The following is a 16,684-nucleotide window of genomic DNA, read 5'->3' as shown; positions in this document are numbered from 1 at the left end:
CGCCCCCCTGGCGGCGGGGCGCCCCCCGGTTCAGGTGACGGCTACGAGCAGTACTGGGCTTCCTTGCCGATCGAGCGGTACATGCAGTCCGCGTTCTCCAGCAGCTGGAGCACCGCGTCCTTGTTGCGGGCGGTCTCGCGGTCGATCACCTCGTCCGGCGGGTAGAAGCCGCCGCCGCCGCTCTCCGGGTACATCTCGAAGGTGTAGGAGAAGATCTTCTGGTTGCCCCACAGCCAGTCGTCGATCGTGCCGTCGGTGATGTACAGGTCGCTCGACTGCTCCGGCGTGTAGCCGTTGCTGGCGGCCATGCTGGTGCCGATCTTCTTGTAGACGGCGAGGTCGTCGGCGGTCAGGCCCGGGGCGGTGTCGTTGTAGGTGTAGCCGAAGGGCCACAGCACGAGCTCGCTGTAGGTGTGGAAGTCGATCGCGGCCTTGATCTGCTGCTTGCCGCCGACCACCCGGCTGCGCACGAAGTCCGAGACGACCTTCACCTCGGGTGCCGACTCGGCGGCCGCGCCCCGGTAGGTCTCGGAGCTCTTGCTGCTGCTGGAGCCGCCGCAGCAGCCCCACTTGTAGTTCCAGTTCCGGTTCTCGTCGGTGCCGACGTAGGAGGATCCGGAGTTCGGCTGCCGGTTCTTGCGCCAGGAGCGGTAGGAGCCGGTGGCGATGTCGTATTCGCCGCCGTCGGGGTTGAGGTCCGGGACGATCCAGATCTCGCGGCCGTTGACGGCGTTCGCGACCCGGGAGTCGGTGCCGTACTTGGAGGTGAACTCCTTGAGCAGGTACAGCGCCATCTCGACGGTCAGGTGCTCGCGGGCGTGCTGGTGCGCGGTGAACAGCACCTCGGGCTCGGACTCGTCCGTGGCGACGTTGTCGCTGATCTTGATGGCGAGGAGGTCGCGGCCCTGGTACGACTTGCCGATCACCCGCTTGGAGGCGATCGCCGGGTACTGCGCGACGAGCTGGTTGATCTCGGCGGTCGCCTCGGCGTAGTTGTGGTACTTGGAGTCCGCCGAGGGGAAGTCCATCGGGCTCGCCGCGACACCGGGCAGCGAGCGGTCCGGGGGCCCGGGCAGGGCGGTCAGCTTGTAGCCGAGCGCCTTCAGCTTCTTGGCCTGCATGGTGTCGGCGCTGACCACGACGGTGTGGTCGTCCACCTCGTCGATGGAGACGCCCGTACCGAGCAGGGCGGTGCGGTCGGCGACGGTGGAGGGGCCGTGGATCCGGTACTGGACGATGGCCTCGTCCTGGGTGGCGGTCGACGGGCTGGGCGGTGGCGCCGCTGTCGCACTCATGCCGTAGACGGGTGCGCCGAGCGCGATCGCCAGCAGGGCCGCCGTCAGGCCGGCCCTCCGGCGGGTATGGAGCCGCATGCGTTCTCCTGGGTGGGGAGTGTGGGGGTAGCCGTGCGGACGCGCTCAGCGTCCTCTCGTGGCATGTCCCGGTCAAGGACCTCAGGTGCCGGCCGAACCGATCCGGCCACCCCCACACGTACCGCCTACGGGAGCCCGTGGACCTTGGGACCCACCGAGTTCGACCAAGCACTACCCGCCTTGGCGTCCCAGTTGGTCGACCAGGTCATCGCGCCGCGCAGCCCCGGGTAGGTCTTCGACGGCTTGAAGGATCCGCAGTTCGTGCCGCGGGTCAGGCAGTCCAGGGCGTTGTTGACGACGGTCGGGGAGACGTAGCCGCTGCCCGCGCCGCTGGGGGAGGCCGGCACGCCGATGCCCACCTGGGAGGCGTCGAGGCCGCCCTCCAGCTGGATGCAGGCCAGCGCGGTGAGGAAGTCGACCGAGCCCTGGGAGTAGACCTTGCCGTCGCAGCCGTTCATCGAGCCGCTGTTGTAGTACTGCATGTTGACGACGGTGAGGATGTCCTTGATGTTCAGCGCCGTCTTGAAGTAGCCGCCCTGCGTGGACTGCATGTCGATCGTCTGCGGGGCCATGGTGATGACGAGCGAGGGCCCCGCCTTCGCGGACAGGGCGCGTAGCGCCTGCGTCATGTAGGTGGGGTTGAGGCCGTTCTCCAGGTCGATGTCGATGCCGGTGAAGCCGTACTCCTGCATCAGGGCGTGGGCCGAGTTCGCCAGGTTGGTCGCGGAGGCCGAGTCGTTGACCGTGATGGTCCCCTTCTCGCCGCCGATGGAGAGGATGACCGACTTCCCGGCCGCCTTCTTCGCGGCGATGTCGGCCTTGAACCGGTCGACCGTGTAACCGCCGAGGCCGGCCGAGTCGAGGTTGAAGGTGATGGCGCCGGGCGTGGAGGTGGCGTCGGCGAAGGAGACGGCGATGATGTCGTACTGCGCGGAGACGTCGGAGATCTTCTGGACGGTCGCGCCGTTGTTGAAGTTCTGCCAGTAGCCGGTCAGGGCGTGCTTGGGGACGGCCGGGTTGCCCGGGTTCCCGCCGCCGGTCGTGGTCCCGGTGACGGGTGCGGACTTCGGGCCCTCGCCCGCCGTGTTGTACGCGCTCACCTGGAAGGAGTACGAGGTGGAGGGCGCGAGGCCGGTGACCGGGGTGGAGGTCCCGGACACGGTCTGGACGCGGGCGCCGTCCTGGTAGACGTGGTAGCCGCTCGCGCCGCCGACGGCGTTCCACGAAAGGGTGAGTCCGTTCGCGCTCTGGCCGGAAACAGCGGTCCCGGCCGGTGCGCCCGGGATGCCCGGGCCGGGGTCGGTGCCCCCGCCGCCGTCCGGGCCGAAGACGCTGAAGTCGTCGACGACGTAGGCCGGCTGGCCGTACCAGCCGTGGGTGTAGACGGTGACCTGGGTGGTGGAGGGGCCGGTGGTGAAGGTGGTGGAGAGCTTCTGCCAGCCGCCGCCCGAGCCGGGGGTCCAGGTCGAGACGTCCTGGGTGCCCGTCCCCGTCGCGCCGAGGTAGACGTAGCTGCCCTGCACCTGCGTGCTCAGCGTGTACGTCGAGTTCGGCTTGACCGTGACGGTCTGGCTGCAGCGGGCGTTGTCGGAACCGGCCGGGGTGGCCTTCAGGGCGCCCGCCCCGGAGTGGACGGGCGAGGAGACGGCGGTGCCGCTCCCGCCGGAACAGGACCAGTTGGCGAGACCCGACTCGAAGCCGCCGTTGCGGGCGACGTTGATGTCCGCGGCCTGTGCGGCGCCGGCGGCGAGGGCCGTCAGCGCCCCGGCGGCGACGGTGACGGCGAGCGGCAGGGAGAGGGAGCGTATGCGGTTCACGTGGGCTCCGTGGGGGGAGGTGTGGTGGGGAGGGGAGAGCCGGGCCGTGGGGGGTGGGGCCGACTCACGGCGTGCGCTGCCAAGTTGGTCCAGACCAATCCCCGTGTCAAGAGTCTTCGCAAAGTGGCTTGAAATGGCTGAATGTGCGATCCCTGTTGTCCGGGTTTCCCGTCACCTGTGACCGGTGCCTTACGCACGGGAATCACCAAGCCCCTGACCTGCCAGGGGTGACGCGGTTATGGTGCTGGGGCAAGGGGGGATGGGCGAAGGCCGTCCGCGGTCGCGCAGTGGTGCGTGAGCGCGACGCGGCTGCGACGCGTCCCCGTCGAGCGCGCGAACGTCCGGGCGTACGGGGAGAACGTGGGGGAACGGGGGAATTCGCGTGCCGACCGCCATCGCAGTCACCAGCGACGATCTGGTGCTTCCGGCCCCTGACCGGCACACGCCGGGGGCGGCCCTAATGCACCCGCCCGAACAGCACGACCTGGAGTCCGCACTCGCCGGAACCAGTGCCCTGCTGGAGCGGCACGGCCACCTCGTGGCCCTCGTACCGCCCTGGCTCCCGCGCTCCACCGTCCAGCGGCTGCACACCGTCCGGGCCATCCTGGAAACCGACCGGATCGCGCTGCTCGACATCGATCTGCCGCCGCTGGGCACGGCTCTGCTGGCCCGTCAGCTGCGCCAGCTCAGCGTCTGCGACTTCAGCCCCGGAATCATCGCCTCCGCTGCCCGGCTGCTGTCCCACTACATCTACGCGGGCGCCCTGCTCGGCTCGGTCGCAAAGCTCGACCGGGTCCGCGTGCCCGTCGGGCTCGGGTCGCACGCCCGGTCCTGGTCGCCGAGCGCGCAGTTCGCCGTACTCGCCCACCCGACCCCGCACCTCGCCAAGCTGGGCGCCTCCGGCGGCGGACGCGGCGGGGCCCACGGCGGGTCGCAGCGCGCCGGGTCGCAGCACGGGGGCTCCCGCAGCGGCTCTCCCGGCGGATCCCGGGGCAGCTCTTACGGTGCGGCGCCGGTCCTGCCCGCCGGGCCCGACTTCGCCACCCACCTCACCTTCGCGCGCGGGCAGCTCGCCTCCGACTGGGTCGCCGCCGAACTCGGCCCCGCCTGGCAGGTGCAGGGCGTCATGGAGAACCCGCTGCCGGCTGCCTCACCCGCCTGGTGGGGCACCCCCAAGCTCGTCGAGTTCGCCGCCGGCATCCCCGACCTGTCCGTGCTCTACCAACTGGTCGCCTCGGTCCGCCGCGAGCAGTGCCGCTGGTGCGGCCTCGAACTCATCGGCGACCGATGCGGCTTCTGCGCCGCGCCGCTCACCGCCCCACCGCCGTCCGCGGCGACGCCGGCGAACACCGGCCGCTCCAGACCCTGACCGACGACCGAACGTACGAATGAAGAAAGAACGGCGAGGTAGTACGGCCTATGAACTCACGCCAGCGCCGCGGCGTCATTCTGCTGCTCCTGTCGGTCCTGTGCGCCCTGGGGGCCTTCGCCGGAGTCCTCGTGGTGATCGGCGACGTCAATTCCAAGGTCGGGTCCGAGGTCGTCGCCTACCGCGCCAAGGCCGACATAGCCCCGTACAGCCCGCTGGGGGCCGGCCAGTTCGAGGAGATCAGGATCCCCGAGCGGTGGCTGTCCGACACGGCCGTCACCGACCTCGGCGCGCTCAAGGACAAGATCGCGCTCACCACCCTGAAGAAGGGCTCCCTGCTCCAGACGGACATGTTCGTCGACCGGCCGCAGCTCCAGCCCGGTGAGCAGGAGATCGCCATCATGATCGACGCGGCGACGGGTGTGGCCGGGAAGATCACCTCGGGCGCCAAGGTCAACATCATCGCCACCTTCAAGGGCGCCAAGGACACCGAACCCTCCCGTTCGGTGATCATCGTCGCCAACGCCCGCGTCCTGAACGTCGGCAGGCTCACCGCCCTGGAGAAGGACAGCGACCGCAAGGGCCCCGCCGAGGCCGTCCCCATCACCTTCGCCCTCAGCACCAAGGACACCCAGCGCGTCGCGTACGCCGAGTCCTTCGCCGAGCACGTGCGCCTGGCCCTGGTCGCCCCCGGCACCGACTCCGCGCCCGCCGCCGGCGACCGTACGTACACCCTCGACGGGGACAGGTGAGGCCCGGATGACCACGCGAATCCTTCCCGCGGTCGGCGACCCGGACGCCGCGCGCATCTTCTCCACCCTGCTGAGCCAGCTCCCGTCGGCGGAGCCCTCCCCGTCCGTTCCCGACTCGACCACGCTGCTCGACACCCTCGCCCGGCTCGCCGTCGACTCCCTCGACGAACTCCCCGAGGTGGTCCTCGTCCACGAGCGGATCGGCCCGGTGCCCGCACTGGAGCTCATCCGGGAAGTCGCCCTCCGCTTCCCGGCGGTGGGGGTCGTCCTGGTGTCCTCGGACGCCGGACCGGCGCTCTTCTCCGCCGCCATGGACTCCGGCGCCCGCGGCCTCGTCGGCCTGCCGCTGTCCTACGACGAGCTGGCCGCCCGCGTCCAGGCCGCCGCCCAGTGGTCCGTGGGCGTCCGCCGGCACCTGGGCCGGGGCGCCGCCGACGCCGACGCCCTCACCGGGCCGGGCGGGCGGGTCGTCACGGTCACCGGGGCCAAGGGCGGCGTGGGCACCACCTTCACCGCCGTCCAGTTCGCCCTGGCCGCCGCCGCCTCGGGCCGGCGCACCGCACTGGTCGACATGGACCTCCAGGCCGGCGACGTAGGCTCGTACCTCGACGTGCAGTTCCGGCGGTCCATCGCCGACCTCGCCGGCATCCAGGACGTCTCGCCGCGGGTCCTCCAGGACGCCGTCTACGAGGACCGCACCGGGCTCGCGCTGCTGCTGGCCCCGGCCGACGGCGAACGCGGCGAGGAGGTCGACGACCGGGCCGCCCGCCACATCGTCGGCGCCCTGCGCGGCCGCTACGAGCTCGTCGTCGTCGACTGCGGGACCCAGGTGACCGGAGCCAACGCCGCAGCGGTGGAGATGGCGGACGTCGCGGTCCTGGTCACCACGCCCGACGTGATCGCGGTACGGGCCGCCAAGCGCATGGTCCGGCTGTGGGAGCGGCTCCAGGTCCGCAAGGCCGAGGACACCGCGATGGTCGTCAACCGCTGGAGCAAGCACACCGAGATCCAGCCCGCCCTGATCGAGAAGATCACCAAGACCCGCGCCACCCGCACCCCCGTCCCCGCCGCCTTCAAGGAACTCCAGGCCGTGGTCGACGCGGGCCGCGTCCAGGACCTCGACAACCGCTCGACGGTCAAGCAGGCCCTGTGGACCCTGGCCGGCGAACTCGGCCTCCTGGCCGCCCCGGACACCCCCGCGGCGGCCCCCGCCCCGCCGGGCGGCGCCCTGACCCTGCGCGCCGCGGGCACGGTGTCCCGCCTGCGCCGCGGCCGGGAGGGCTGACGGATGCGCAAGCCCGCCCGGAGAGGGACCCGGGGCGACCGGGGCGACCGGGGCCAGGTGGCGATCGAGTTCGTCGGCACGGTGCCGCTGATCCTGCTCCTGGTGGCGGCGGTGTGGGAGTGCGTACTGATCGGCTACGCCTTCTCCCTGGCGGGCAACGCGGCGGACGAGGCGGCCCGGGCGGGGGCGGTGCACGGGGACGCTGCGTGTGTGGCGGCGGCGAAGGAACACATCGGCGACGCCTGGAGGATGTCCGCCCAGTGCACCGAGTCGGGCGACATCGTCAGGGCCACGGTCCGCCTCAACCTCCCGCTCCTCCACCCGGGTATCGACATCGGCGTCCCCATCGAGGGCGAGGCCGGCTCCCCGAAGGAGAGGGAGGACTGAGATGGACCGGTTGCGGAGAAGGAACTCCACCGGGACGAAGGACCGGGGCCAGGCGGCCCTTGAGTACGTCGGCTTCCTTCCGTTCCTGCTCCTGGTCGCGCTCTGCGGGATCCAGCTGGGCTGGGCCGCTTACGTCGTGCAGCAGGCGCAGACCGCCGCCCGTACGGCGGCGCGCGTCGAGGCCCGCGAGCCCGGTGCCGGAGGGGCCGCCGGCCGTGCGGCGATCAGGGAGGGACTGCGTGGTGCGAGCACACTCATCGACATCGCGAAGTCGCCCGACGCGGTCACGGTCACGGTCACCATCCCGATCAAGTCCATCGTGCCCGGCGTGGGCGGCTCGTCGGTGACACGTACCGCCGTCATGCCCAACGACGACCCCGAGGTGACCGGACCATGAGCCTGCGTTCCCGGGTCAGTACCCCCGACGACCGCCACGGCCCGCGCGAGGACGGCCGGCTGGTCTCCTCCTACCGCGCCAAGCTGCTGGAGGAGATCGACCTCGCCGAGATGTCGGCGCTCGCACCCGCCGAGCGCCGGGCGCGCCTGGAACGCGTACTCGGGCACATCATCAGCCGCGAGGGCCCCGTCCTCTCCACCGTCGAGCGCGCGCAGCTCATCCGCCGCGTCGTCGACGAGGCCCTCGGACTCGGCGTGCTCGAACCGCTCCTCGAAGACGCCTCCATCTCCGAGATCATGGTCAACGGCCCCGACCAGATCTTCGTCGAGCGGGCCGGCCGCGTCGAGCAGCTTCCCATCCGGTTCGCCTCGCACGAGCAGCTCATGCAGACCATCGAGCGCATCGTCTCGACCGTCAACCGCCGCGTCGACGAAGCCAATCCCATGGTCGACGCCCGCCTGCCCAGCGGCGAGCGCGTCAACGTCATCATCCCGCCGCTCTCCCTGACCGGCGCCACCCTCACCATCCGCCGCTTCCCGCGCGCCTTCACCCTGCACGAGATGATCGCCCTCGGCTCCCTCGACGAGCAGATGCTCCTGCTGCTCTCGGGGCTGGTCCAGTCGAAGATGAACGTGATCGTCTCCGGGGCCACCGGCACCGGCAAGACCACCCTCCTCAACGCCCTCTCCGGTCTGATCCCGGAGGGCGAGCGCATCATCACCATCGAGGACTCCGCCGAACTCCAGCTCCAGCAGGCCCACGTCATCCGCCTGGAATCACGCCCGGCGAACGTGGAGGGCAAGGGCCAGATCACCATCCGCGACCTCGTACGCAACTCCCTGCGCATGCGCCCCGACCGCATCATCGTCGGCGAGGTCCGCGGCGGCGAAACCCTCGACATGCTGCAGGCCATGTCCACCGGCCACGACGGCTCGCTGGCCACCGTCCACGCCAACAGCTCCTCCGACGCCCTCACGCGCCTGCAGACCCTGGCCTCCATGTCGGAGGTCGAGATCCCCTTCGAAGCCCTCCAGGACCAGATCAACAGCGCCGTCAACGTCATCGTGCAGCTGACGCGCTTCGGCGACGGCTCGCGCCGCATCACGGAGATCTCCATCCTCGAATCACACGGCCGCGAACCCTTCCGGATCACCACGGTCTGCCGGTTCGCCGCCCAGCCCATGGGCCCGGACGGCCGCGTCCACGGCTACTTCGAGTACTACCCGCTGCCCCGCCGCATCGCCGAACGCCTCTACATGAACAACCAGCCCATCCCGCAGGCCTTCGGCGTCGCGCTGCCCGACGACCCCCTCACCACCCCGCACATCACACGGACCGCCCTGTGAACCCACTGATCCTCCTCACCCTCGGCGTCACGCTGCTGGCCTGCGTACTCGCGGTCGTGGGCCTCCAGGCGTACGCGGCCGGCCGCGCCCAGCACGCCGCCCTCGTCGAACGCCTCTCGGCGAGCGGCCTGCCCGAACCGCTCGGCCGGGTGCGCCGCTTCCGGAAGATCGACCGCCGGCTGCGGCGGACCGCGCTGGGGCGCCGCATCGAGATCAAGCTCGCCGTGACCGGCCTGGACCTGACGGTGGGCGAGTTCTTCGTCTACATGTGCGCGGCCGTCGCCGGACTCTGGATGGTTTCGGCCTCCTTCCTGGCTCCCTTCTTCGGACCGGTGGCCGGGCTGATCGGCCTGTGGGCGGCCAACGCCTTCCTCAACTGGCAGCGCACCAGGCGCACCGAACGGTTCGTCAACCAGCTTCCCGACCTCGCCCGTATCCTCGCCAACGCCACCCAGGCCGGGTTGGCCCTGCGCACGGCCATCGGGATAGCCGCCGAGGAGCTCGACGCCCCTGCGGGCGAGGAACTGGCACGAGTCGCCGACCGGCTCGCCGTGGGCCACTCCATCGAGGAGTCCCTGGGCGAGATCGCCGAACGCCTTCCGTCGCGCGAGCTGGTCGTCCTCGTCTCCACTCTCGTCCTCTCGGCCCGGGCCGGCGGCGCGATCGTGGACAGCCTGCGCAACCTGACGGTGACGCTGGAGCAGCGCAAGGAGACCCGTCGCGAGATCCGCACCCAGCTGTCCCAAGTCACGGTGACGGCCTATCTGGTACCGGTGATGGGCGTCGGCTCGCTGCTGCTGGTGGACACGATGATGCCGGGCGCCCTGGACCGCATGACTGGTTCCGTTATCGGTCAGACCGCGGTCCTGGTGGCCATCGGCCTCTTTGCGCTCGGCTTCGTCCTCATCCGCCGCCTGTCCAAGATCGACGTATGAGGAGGCCGGGATGATCGCTCTGCTTCTGGCATTGGCCGTTGCCCTGTCGGTCCTCGGTGCCTTCCACGGCATCCGGCTCTACCGCGCCGACGTGAAACTACCGACGGATCTGGCGCTCGCCCTGGAGGTCGGCGCGACCCGTACCACCGTGGTCGGCTCCCTCGTCGACAGGGCCGGCATCCGCTACGCCCCGCTGATACTGCGCCTCATGGGCCCCGAACGGGTGGCCCGTAAGCGGCGACAGATCGACAGTGCCGGGAACCCGTCCGGCCTCACCATCGACCGCTATGCGGCCCGCCGAGCCGTCTACGCTTTCCTCGGCGCGATCGGCGCCTTCTCGATGCTTCTCAACGGCCAGCTGATCCTGTCGCTGCTCATGGTCGCCTTCGGCTTCTTCTGGATCGAGGTGGGTCTCTGGTCGGCCATCCGGATCCGCCGCGACCACATCGAGCGGACCCTCCCGGACTTCCTCGACGTCCTCGCCGTTGTGGTGAGCGCTGGTCTGGGATTCCGTCCCGCGCTCGAGCGGGTGGCGGACAAGTACAAGGGCCCGTGGTCCGACGAGATCCGGATCACCCTCCAGCAGATGGCCATGGGAGTCAGCCGTCGGCAGGCGTTCGACGAGCTGCGCCGACGCAACGACTCCGAACAGGTCGCGCAGTTCGTCACGGCCCTCCAGCAGGGTGAGGAACTCGGGTCACCCATCGTCGAGACACTGATCGCGATCGCCGAGGACATGCGCCGCACGGATGCCCAGAACGCTCGCCGCCGGGCAGCGCGGGCTGTCCCGCGGGCGACGCTCGCCGTCACGATGTTCATGCTTCCCGGGACGATGATCCTGCTGATCGGCGGGTTCGTGTACGGAGCGAACGTCGACTTCGGCGCGATGCTCGGGGGCGGCTGATGCAAGTGGTGCCTGCTCCGGTGCCGACCCCGATCCGCGTCCTGGTCGCCGATGCCAACCCGGTCGTCCGGGCCGGCCTGGCGGCGCTGCTGAATGCCATCCCCGACATCGAGGTGGCGGCAGCCGCATCCGACGGGCGCGCGGCTCTTCACATGACGCGCCTGCATACCCCGGATGTGGTTCTCCTGGACGTGCGCATGCCCGGCGTGGACGGCATCTCGGCCCTGCCGCACCTCGTGCAGCTCGCTCCGGTACTGATGCTGACGTACAGCCAGGAATCCGAAATCGTCAGGGAGACCCTGCTCCTCGGTGCGGGTGGCTACCTGGTACACGGCGAATTCACGCCGGACCAGCTGGTCGCGGCAGTAAGGGACGTTCGCGCTGGCCGGGCGCACTTCAGCCCGACGGCGGCGAGCGCGGTCCTCGCCGAGCTACGGGCCTCTTCGCACGCGCAACGAACTGTGGCACAGTCGTCGGAGCACCACCGTCTCAACCGCATTGAATTCGGGCTGAGTTCGCGTGAGGAGGAGGTCATGGATCTCATCGCGTCCGGGATGAGCAACCAGCAGATCGCGGCCACCTGCTTCATCAGCGAGAAGACGGTCAAGAACCACATCAACCGCATCTTCGCGAAGCTCCGGAGCGCGACGCGCAGCGAGGCGATAGCGCGTTGGCTGGGAACCGCCCGTCCAGGGGTGACGGGACATGGGTAGACGGAGTGCGCAGTGGGTCCGTATTTGGGCCCCGGGGCCCTTTGCACCTGCTGGTACCTCGCCGTACCGTCCGCGAATCGACAACGGCGCCGGCCCTGGAGGGGACCCAGATGCAGAATTTCAAGCTGCTCAAGTCGATCGTCGAACGGCAGAACCGACTGCGGGCGGGGCGAGGAGGAGACGAGGGCCAGACGGTCTTCGAGTACCTGGGGATCATCGTGATCATCGTGCTGATCATCGGGGCGATTGTGGGCTCCGGCCTTGCCGCTGCCATCGCCAACGCCATCACGCAGGCCCTGGCGGACATTACGGCCAACTAATGCTCGCGGGGTCGGCGCGCGAACGAGGGCAGGCCTTCCCCGTCTACGTCGTGGTGATCACGGGCCTCCTGTTCGCCGCGTTCGCCTTCGTCGTCGTCGGAATGGCCGGAGCCACCCGCAGCGAGGCGCAGGGGGCTGCGGACGCGGCAGCGCTCGCGGCTGCCCGGGAAGCGCGGGATCGGGCATTCACGGGTGTGGACCTGCTCGCCCTCCAGCAGAGCGACTGGGAGGCGATCCTCGATGGCGACCGCCTGGGTGGGGCAGGGGCATGCGCGAAGGCCTACTCTTTCGCGGCCATGAACGACGCCACCGCGACGTGCCAAGCGAACATCCCGGAGTTTCTGGTTTCGGTGACGACCAATGGCACGGTCGGACGTTCGGTGATTCCCGGCACTGAGGGGATGCACGGCCGAGCTGAGGCCAAGGCCGTGATCGAACCGCAGTGTTCTCTGAAACCGGTTCCGACTCCGACGCCTGCGCCTACGCCGACCCCGACGTCCTCTCCTGACCCTGGAGGCGGCGGTGCCGGAACACCTCCGTCCGTCGGCTTTCGCTGCAAGGGTGGTGTGGCACTCACGGTCGACCCGGCGAAACCCGGTTCGTTGACCCAGCTGGCGAGGAAGCTCTTCAGCGTGCGACTGACCGATTGAAGCGTTCTAGAGACAAGGAAGCGGCGTACATGAGCATTCGGCAGAAGGTGAAGGTCCGTGGGGGAGCGGCCGTAGCGGTTGCGGCGCTCTTGGCCCTCGCGTTGGCCGGATGCGGAGGAAACGAGAAGCCGAAGGAGCAGCAGAAGCCCTCCCCCGGTCAGAACCAGGGGAGCACACCTCAGAAGTCTGCGCCGACGGGGGACGGGAGCCCTGCCCCGGTCGAGGTGATCGCTACGACGCAAGGCCAGTCCGGCATCGTCCTAGAGATCAACTCTGCGGAACGCGACCAGGACGGCTACCTCACCGTCAACGGTCGCATCAAGAACACCGGTTCCACGCCCTTCGCGCAGACAGCTGCTTGGCGGGGCGACGAGAAGACTGCCAGCCCGGCCTCGGTCGCAGGAGCCACCATCGTCGACAACGCAGGCAAGAAGCGGTACTACGTTCTGCGGGACACTGAGGGACGGTGCGCATGCACCACCGGGCTCATGGTGATCAAGGCTGGAGAGTCCATCCCCTTCTTCGCACAGTTCCCCGCACCGCCGACCACCACGACCGAGGTCGTTTTCGGGCTGCCCACGTTCGCCGCGACCCCCATCAAAATCTCCGGGTGACGCCATGACTACACGCCATCGCACCACCGCAGCCTCGGCCGTTGTCGGTCTCGTCATAGCCGGCGTCCATTTCGCCGGCGTCAGCAGCGCGCACGCCGACGACGTCAGTCCGTCCGTACCCCCCGGGACGGAGGCATCCGCATCCGCGCCCGTACCCGTCAAGGCCGACTCCCCCCGCCTCAAGCTCCCGCAGGGCGGTACGCTCGCGCCGCCCAAGGTGCTCGATCTGGTCGAGGTCGTCGAGGACCTCGGCGGTGAGCAGCGGCGGCAGGAGACGAACGAGACCGTCATGATGGCGCTGCAGTCCGAGGTGCTGTTCCCCGAGGACAGTGCCGTGTTCAACGCGCAGGCGGCCGCCCGGATCCAGGCCATCGGGAACGAGATCAACCAGTCCAAGGCGACCCGCATCCGGGTCTTCGGCTTCACCGACGACCAGGGCAGCTACGAGCACGGCAAGGAGTTGTCCAAGCGGCGGGCCGACGCCGTGCACGGCGAGCTGGCCAAGACCGTGACGAACCCGAGCGTCGTCTTCGACGTCCGCGGCTACAGCGAGGACTACCCGATCGCCGACAACGGCACAGAGGAAGGCCGCAAGAAGAACCGCCGGGTGGAGATCACCTTCCCGCGCGGCGCCGGCTGAGTCAGCTCGGCCGCGGTCCGGCGGGCCGCGGCCGCTGCCGGAGGCGGCCGCGGGAGGCCTCCACGATCGTTCCGAGTACGAGGGACTGGACCAGCACGCACAGGACGAGTTCGGTGATGAAGAGCCACGCCGCAGGCTGGCCGTCCCCGTGGATCAGCGCCATGAGCATGAACAGCGGGAACGCGCACAGCGCGGGCAGCACCCACACGAACCCGGGATCCTGGGCGAACAGCGTGACGGCCGTCGCGACGGCGACGGCGACACCGACGAGGCCCAGGTAGATCGCCGAGGCGGGGTTCGCGAAGGTCAGGCGGGCGAGCGTGCGAGCGGTCATCGGTTTCCCCAGGTGGTGTGGACTCCCTCCATGGTCCGCAAGACCCGGGGGCCTGTCCTGAGTACGCGTACCCAGACCGGCGAGGCCGGGGTACGCGTACCGCGCCGTACGGCGCCGACCCGGGGGAGGGGTCAGCCGAACTGTCCCGGCTGGTAGTCGCCGGCCGGCTGCTGGATGATCACGTTCATCCGGTTGTAGGCGTTGATCAGCGCGATGAGGGACACCAGCGCGGCCAGCTGGTCCTCGTCGTGGTACTTGGCGGCGTTCGCCCACGCCTCGTCCGTGACCCCGCCGGCCGCGTCGGCGATGCGCGTGCCCTGTTCGGTCAGCTCCAGGGCCGCCCGCTCGGCGTCGGTGAACACCTTCGCCTCGCGCCAGGCCGCGACCAGGTGGAGGCGCTGCGCGCTCTCCCCGGCGTGTGCGGCGTCCTTGGTGTGCATGTCGGTGCAGAAGCCGCAGCCGTTGATCTGGCTGGCCCGGATCTTCACCAGCTCCTGGGTGGCGGGCGGGAGGGTCGAGTCCGAGACGACCTTGCCCGCGGAGTTGATGTACCTCGCGAACTTGGTGGCGACGGCGTTTCCGTAGAGGTGGAGTCGGGCGTCCATGCTGGTCTCCTGGTCTGCTGCCGTGTCGACGGTTACGCAGCTCTGACGGATGCCATCGGGCGGATGTGACGGCCCACGGTGGCATGCGGAAGTGACCTGCGTCACTGTCGCAGGAGGGTCTCCGCGACCTCGCGCGCCCTGAGGGCCGGTTCCGGGCCGGGGCTCAGGGCCGCCACGGTCGTCGCGCCCTCGACGAGGATCAGCAGCTGGTCGGCGAGCGTGGGCGGGGCCCCGGCCGGGACCAGTTCGGCCAGCAGGGCGCGGAGCTCGGCCTTGTGGACGCGTACGACCTCGGGCGCGGCCTCGCCGAGCTCTCCGTACGCGTTCAGGAACGCGCAGCCCCGGAAATCCGGCTCCGAGAACCACCGCGCCAGCCAGTCGAAGACGGCGGGGACCGGCTCCGCCGCGCCCGCCACCGCCTCGCGCAGGCCGGCCGTCCAGCGCCGGTCGCGGCGTTCGAGGTATGCCGTGACCAGGGATTCCTTCGCCGGGTAGAGCCGGTAGAGGCGCTTGAGGGGCACTCCGGACGTGGTGCGGATGCGGTCCATGCCCACCGCCTGGATGCCGTGGCGGTAGAACAGCTCCTCCGCCGCGTCCAGCAGCCGGGTCCGTGCCTCTTCGTCGTCCATGAGGGCAGCGTAGCCCGATTTCCCTTGCGGCGAGAACGGTCGTTCTCCTAGGGTGGGCGCCACGTGGAGAACGATCGTTCTCCACACCCTCCGACCCGGAAGGATGCACCATGTCCCGTCCGCCCCTGCCCCCCTTCACCGAGGAATCCGCCCGCGCCAAGGTCCAGGCCGCCGAGGACGCCTGGAACAGCCGCGACCCCGAGCGCGTCGCCCTCGCCTACACCGAGGACTCCGTCTGGCGGAACCGCGACCGCTTCCTGGCCGGCCGGGACGAGATCCGCGCGTTCCTCGCCGACAAGTGGGAGCGCGAGCTCGACTACCGGCTGCGCAAGGAGCTGTGGGCCCACACCGGCAACCGCATCTCCGTCCGCTTCGAGTACGAGTGGCACGACGCCTCCGGCCAGTGGTGGCGCAGCCACGGCAACGAGCAGTGGGAGTTCGACGACGACGGCCTGATGCGCCGCCGTGAGGCCAGCATCAACGACGTCCCGATCACCGCCGAGGACCGCCGGATCCTCTGAACGGACGGCTGGGTGCGGGCACTCGGGCGCGGGTCGGGGTCCGAGTACGCCCGGGCCCCGACGAGCCCGACGCCGTTCTGGTCCGCCGCGACCCCGGTTCCGTAGCCGGCCCGTCTGACAAGATGATCAGAGCTCCGCGGGGAGGCCGGCAGGGCATCGGACAGGGGGACCAGGCATGGCTCGGACTCGTGTGAACGGCGTCGACCTCTTCTACGAGATCAAGGGCGAAGGCGAACCGCTCGTGCTCGTCCACGGCTCCTGGACCGACCACCACAGCTGGCACGCCGTCCTGCCGCACCTCACCCGCGCCCACCGCGTGCTCGTCTACGACCGCCGCGGCCACAGCCGCAGCGAGCGCCCGCCGGGCCAGGGCACGCGGGCCCAGGACGAGGACGACCTGGCCGCGCTCGTCGAGATGCTCGGCGCCCCGGTCCACGTGGCCGCGAGTTCCTTCGGCGGGTCGGTCGCGCTCGGCCTCGCCGCCCGGCGGCCCGAACTGCTGCGCAGCCTCGCCGTCCACGAGCCGCCCCTGACCGCCGTCGTGGCCGGCGATCCGGAGCTCGACCGGCTGATGCGCCAGGCGCAGGCCCCCATCGACGCCGTCATGGCGCAGGTGCGTGCGGGCGACTCCGAGGCCGGTGCGCGCCGGTTCGTCGAGGAGGTCGTGTTCGGGCCGGGCGCGTGGGACGGCATGCCCGACCCGGCCCGGCGGACGTTCGTGACCAACGCCCCCACCGCCGCGGACGAACAGGGGGACCCGGACTGGAACACCGTGGACCTCGCCCGGCTGGCCGGTTACGCCGGCCCGGCGATGCTGAGCAAGGGCACCGACAGCCCGCAGTGGTTCGGCGCGATCGTCGACCGGCTCGCGCGGGTGATCCCCGGGGCGCAGGCGCGGACCCTGCGCGGCGAGGGACACGTCCCCCACCTCACCGCCCCGCAGCGCTACGCCGACAACCTCCTCGCCTTCCTCGCCTCGACGAGCTCCGCCCCCAGTCCCTGACCGCCTGGCGGGGTCGGCTCGGAGCGTCCCGCGAGCCCTGCGGCGACGCCCGCACCCGGGGTGAGCCGGACCCGGAGCGGGGTCGGCCGG

Annotated in this window: 20 protein-coding genes; 15 read left to right on the top strand and 5 right to left on the bottom strand. The window is 70.4% G+C overall.

From position 1 onward, the window contains the following. Positions 1–41: 41 nt before the first annotated feature. Together OHA91_RS14545 and OHA91_RS14540 are read right to left on the bottom strand one after the other, a co-directional pair. Positions 42–1,373: a M14 family metallopeptidase gene (locus OHA91_RS14545; protein WP_031153373.1), complete on the bottom strand. Its 1,332-nt coding sequence runs from the start codon at positions 1,371–1,373 to the stop codon at positions 42–44. Between the two features lie 125 nt (positions 1,374–1,498). Further along, complete coding sequence (locus OHA91_RS14540; protein ID WP_328739329.1) at positions 1,499–3,190, bottom strand: chitinase; 1,692 nt, start codon at positions 3,188–3,190, stop codon at positions 1,499–1,501. Positions 3,191–3,650: 460 nt separating this feature from the next. Between OHA91_RS14540 and OHA91_RS14535 the strand changes: the two genes are divergently transcribed. From OHA91_RS14535 to OHA91_RS14475, 13 genes are all read left to right on the top strand, one after another. After that, positions 3,651–4,559, top strand: a complete 909-nt coding sequence (locus OHA91_RS14535) for a hypothetical protein (protein WP_408059169.1) — start codon at positions 3,651–3,653, stop codon at positions 4,557–4,559. A gap of 50 nt (positions 4,560–4,609) precedes the next feature. Further along, positions 4,610–5,311, top strand: coding sequence for a Flp pilus assembly protein CpaB (cpaB, locus tag OHA91_RS14530; protein ID WP_328739328.1), 702 nt, complete (start codon positions 4,610–4,612; stop codon positions 5,309–5,311). A gap of 7 nt (positions 5,312–5,318) precedes the next feature. Next, positions 5,319–6,596, top strand: a complete 1,278-nt coding sequence (locus OHA91_RS14525; protein WP_328739327.1) for an AAA family ATPase — start codon at positions 5,319–5,321, stop codon at positions 6,594–6,596. 3 nt (positions 6,597–6,599) lie between these two features. Continuing rightward, a complete protein-coding gene (locus OHA91_RS14520; protein ID WP_328739326.1) occupies positions 6,600–6,983 on the top strand; it encodes a TadE/TadG family type IV pilus assembly protein in 384 nt (127 codons plus the stop codon). A gap of 1 nt (position 6,984) precedes the next feature. Next, entirely contained in the window at positions 6,985–7,380 is a 396-nt protein-coding gene (locus OHA91_RS14515; RefSeq protein ID WP_051893320.1) for a TadE/TadG family type IV pilus assembly protein, read from the top strand. After that, entirely contained in the window at positions 7,377–8,726 is a 1,350-nt protein-coding gene (locus OHA91_RS14510) for a CpaF family protein (RefSeq protein ID WP_328739325.1), read from the top strand. The genes OHA91_RS14515 and OHA91_RS14510 overlap by 4 nt, the downstream gene beginning before the upstream one ends. After that, positions 8,723–9,661 carry a type II secretion system F family protein gene (locus OHA91_RS14505; protein ID WP_031153362.1) on the top strand — a complete coding sequence of 313 codons (939 nt, stop codon included), beginning with the start codon at positions 8,723–8,725 and terminating at the stop codon, positions 9,659–9,661. Before OHA91_RS14510 ends, OHA91_RS14505 begins: the two co-directional genes overlap by 4 nt. 13 nt (positions 9,662–9,674) lie before the next feature. Further along, positions 9,675–10,565, top strand: coding sequence for a DUF5936 domain-containing protein (locus OHA91_RS14500; RefSeq protein ID WP_031153360.1), 891 nt, complete (start codon positions 9,675–9,677; stop codon positions 10,563–10,565). Next, entirely contained in the window at positions 10,565–11,278 is a 714-nt protein-coding gene (locus OHA91_RS14495) for a response regulator (RefSeq protein WP_031153358.1), read from the top strand. The genes OHA91_RS14500 and OHA91_RS14495 overlap by 1 nt, the downstream gene beginning before the upstream one ends. 110 nt (positions 11,279–11,388) lie before the next feature. Beyond that, entirely contained in the window at positions 11,389–11,598 is a 210-nt protein-coding gene (locus OHA91_RS14490; RefSeq protein ID WP_031153356.1) for a hypothetical protein, read from the top strand. Next, positions 11,598–12,248: a pilus assembly protein TadG-related protein gene (locus OHA91_RS14485; protein ID WP_031153354.1), complete on the top strand. Its 651-nt coding sequence runs from the start codon at positions 11,598–11,600 to the stop codon at positions 12,246–12,248. The genes OHA91_RS14490 and OHA91_RS14485 overlap by 1 nt, the downstream gene beginning before the upstream one ends. A gap of 29 nt (positions 12,249–12,277) precedes the next feature. Continuing rightward, positions 12,278–12,862, top strand: a complete 585-nt coding sequence (locus OHA91_RS14480; protein ID WP_031153351.1) for a hypothetical protein — start codon at positions 12,278–12,280, stop codon at positions 12,860–12,862. A gap of 4 nt (positions 12,863–12,866) precedes the next feature. Beyond that, complete coding sequence (locus tag OHA91_RS14475) at positions 12,867–13,502, top strand: OmpA family protein (RefSeq protein ID WP_031153349.1); 636 nt, start codon at positions 12,867–12,869, stop codon at positions 13,500–13,502. Position 13,503: 1 nt separating this feature from the next. On the opposite strand, the gene OHA91_RS14470 is transcribed toward OHA91_RS14475, so the two are convergent. From OHA91_RS14470 to OHA91_RS14460, 3 genes are all read right to left on the bottom strand, one after another. Beyond that, positions 13,504–13,836: an SCO4225 family membrane protein gene (locus OHA91_RS14470; RefSeq protein ID WP_051893319.1), complete on the bottom strand. Its 333-nt coding sequence runs from the start codon at positions 13,834–13,836 to the stop codon at positions 13,504–13,506. Between the two features lie 131 nt (positions 13,837–13,967). Then, the gene (locus tag OHA91_RS14465) at positions 13,968–14,441 is read right to left on the bottom strand and encodes a carboxymuconolactone decarboxylase family protein (RefSeq protein ID WP_031153344.1); all 474 of its coding nucleotides are present in this window, start codon (positions 14,439–14,441) and stop codon (positions 13,968–13,970) included. Positions 14,442–14,542: 101 nt separating this feature from the next. After that, on the bottom strand, positions 14,543–15,070 hold the full coding sequence (locus tag OHA91_RS14460) for a TetR/AcrR family transcriptional regulator (RefSeq protein ID WP_031153342.1): 528 nt from the start codon (positions 15,068–15,070) through the stop codon (positions 14,543–14,545). Positions 15,071–15,180: 110 nt separating this feature from the next. Between OHA91_RS14460 and OHA91_RS14455 the strand changes: the two genes are divergently transcribed. Continuing rightward, complete coding sequence (locus OHA91_RS14455) at positions 15,181–15,591, top strand: nuclear transport factor 2 family protein (protein ID WP_031153340.1); 411 nt, start codon at positions 15,181–15,183, stop codon at positions 15,589–15,591. Positions 15,592–15,766: 175 nt separating this feature from the next. Continuing rightward, positions 15,767–16,594 carry an alpha/beta fold hydrolase gene (locus tag OHA91_RS14450; RefSeq protein WP_328739324.1) on the top strand — a complete coding sequence of 276 codons (828 nt, stop codon included), beginning with the start codon at positions 15,767–15,769 and terminating at the stop codon, positions 16,592–16,594. The last annotated feature ends 90 nt before the right edge of the window (positions 16,595–16,684 follow it).

This window comes from Streptomyces erythrochromogenes (genome assembly GCF_036170895.1).
Lineage (GTDB): Bacteria > Actinomycetota > Actinomycetes > Streptomycetales > Streptomycetaceae > Streptomyces > Streptomyces erythrochromogenes.
This window is presented reverse-complemented; position numbering and strand designations above follow the sequence as displayed.

Bases quoted from the DNA above. Each gene is read 5' to 3' on its own strand.
- OHA91_RS14470 (WP_051893319.1), bottom strand. From the start codon at position 13,836: ATGACCGCTCGCACGCTCGCCCGCCTGACCTTCGCGAACCCCGCCTCG.
- OHA91_RS14495 (WP_031153358.1), top strand. From the start codon at position 10,565: ATGCAAGTGGTGCCTGCTCCGGTGCCGACCCCGATCCGCGTCCTGGTC.
- OHA91_RS14475 (WP_031153349.1), top strand. From the start codon at position 12,867: ATGACTACACGCCATCGCACCACCGCAGCCTCGGCCGTTGTCGGTCTC.
- OHA91_RS14490 (WP_031153356.1), top strand. From the start codon at position 11,389: ATGCAGAATTTCAAGCTGCTCAAGTCGATCGTCGAACGGCAGAACCGA.
- OHA91_RS14450 (WP_328739324.1), top strand. From the start codon at position 15,767: ATGGCTCGGACTCGTGTGAACGGCGTCGACCTCTTCTACGAGATCAAG.
- OHA91_RS14545 (WP_031153373.1), bottom strand. From the start codon at position 1,373: ATGCGGCTCCATACCCGCCGGAGGGCCGGCCTGACGGCGGCCCTGCTG.
- OHA91_RS14535 (WP_408059169.1), top strand. From the start codon at position 3,651: ATGCACCCGCCCGAACAGCACGACCTGGAGTCCGCACTCGCCGGAACC.
- OHA91_RS14525 (WP_328739327.1), top strand. From the start codon at position 5,319: ATGACCACGCGAATCCTTCCCGCGGTCGGCGACCCGGACGCCGCGCGC.
- OHA91_RS14520 (WP_328739326.1), top strand. From the start codon at position 6,600: ATGCGCAAGCCCGCCCGGAGAGGGACCCGGGGCGACCGGGGCGACCGG.
- OHA91_RS14460 (WP_031153342.1), bottom strand. From the start codon at position 15,070: ATGGACGACGAAGAGGCACGGACCCGGCTGCTGGACGCGGCGGAGGAG.
- OHA91_RS14455 (WP_031153340.1), top strand. From the start codon at position 15,181: ATGTCCCGTCCGCCCCTGCCCCCCTTCACCGAGGAATCCGCCCGCGCC.
- OHA91_RS14515 (WP_051893320.1), top strand. From the start codon at position 6,985: ATGGACCGGTTGCGGAGAAGGAACTCCACCGGGACGAAGGACCGGGGC.
- OHA91_RS14510 (WP_328739325.1), top strand. From the start codon at position 7,377: ATGAGCCTGCGTTCCCGGGTCAGTACCCCCGACGACCGCCACGGCCCG.
- OHA91_RS14485 (WP_031153354.1), top strand. From the start codon at position 11,598: ATGCTCGCGGGGTCGGCGCGCGAACGAGGGCAGGCCTTCCCCGTCTAC.
- OHA91_RS14480 (WP_031153351.1), top strand. From the start codon at position 12,278: ATGAGCATTCGGCAGAAGGTGAAGGTCCGTGGGGGAGCGGCCGTAGCG.
- cpaB (WP_328739328.1), top strand. From the start codon at position 4,610: ATGAACTCACGCCAGCGCCGCGGCGTCATTCTGCTGCTCCTGTCGGTC.
- OHA91_RS14465 (WP_031153344.1), bottom strand. From the start codon at position 14,441: ATGGACGCCCGACTCCACCTCTACGGAAACGCCGTCGCCACCAAGTTC.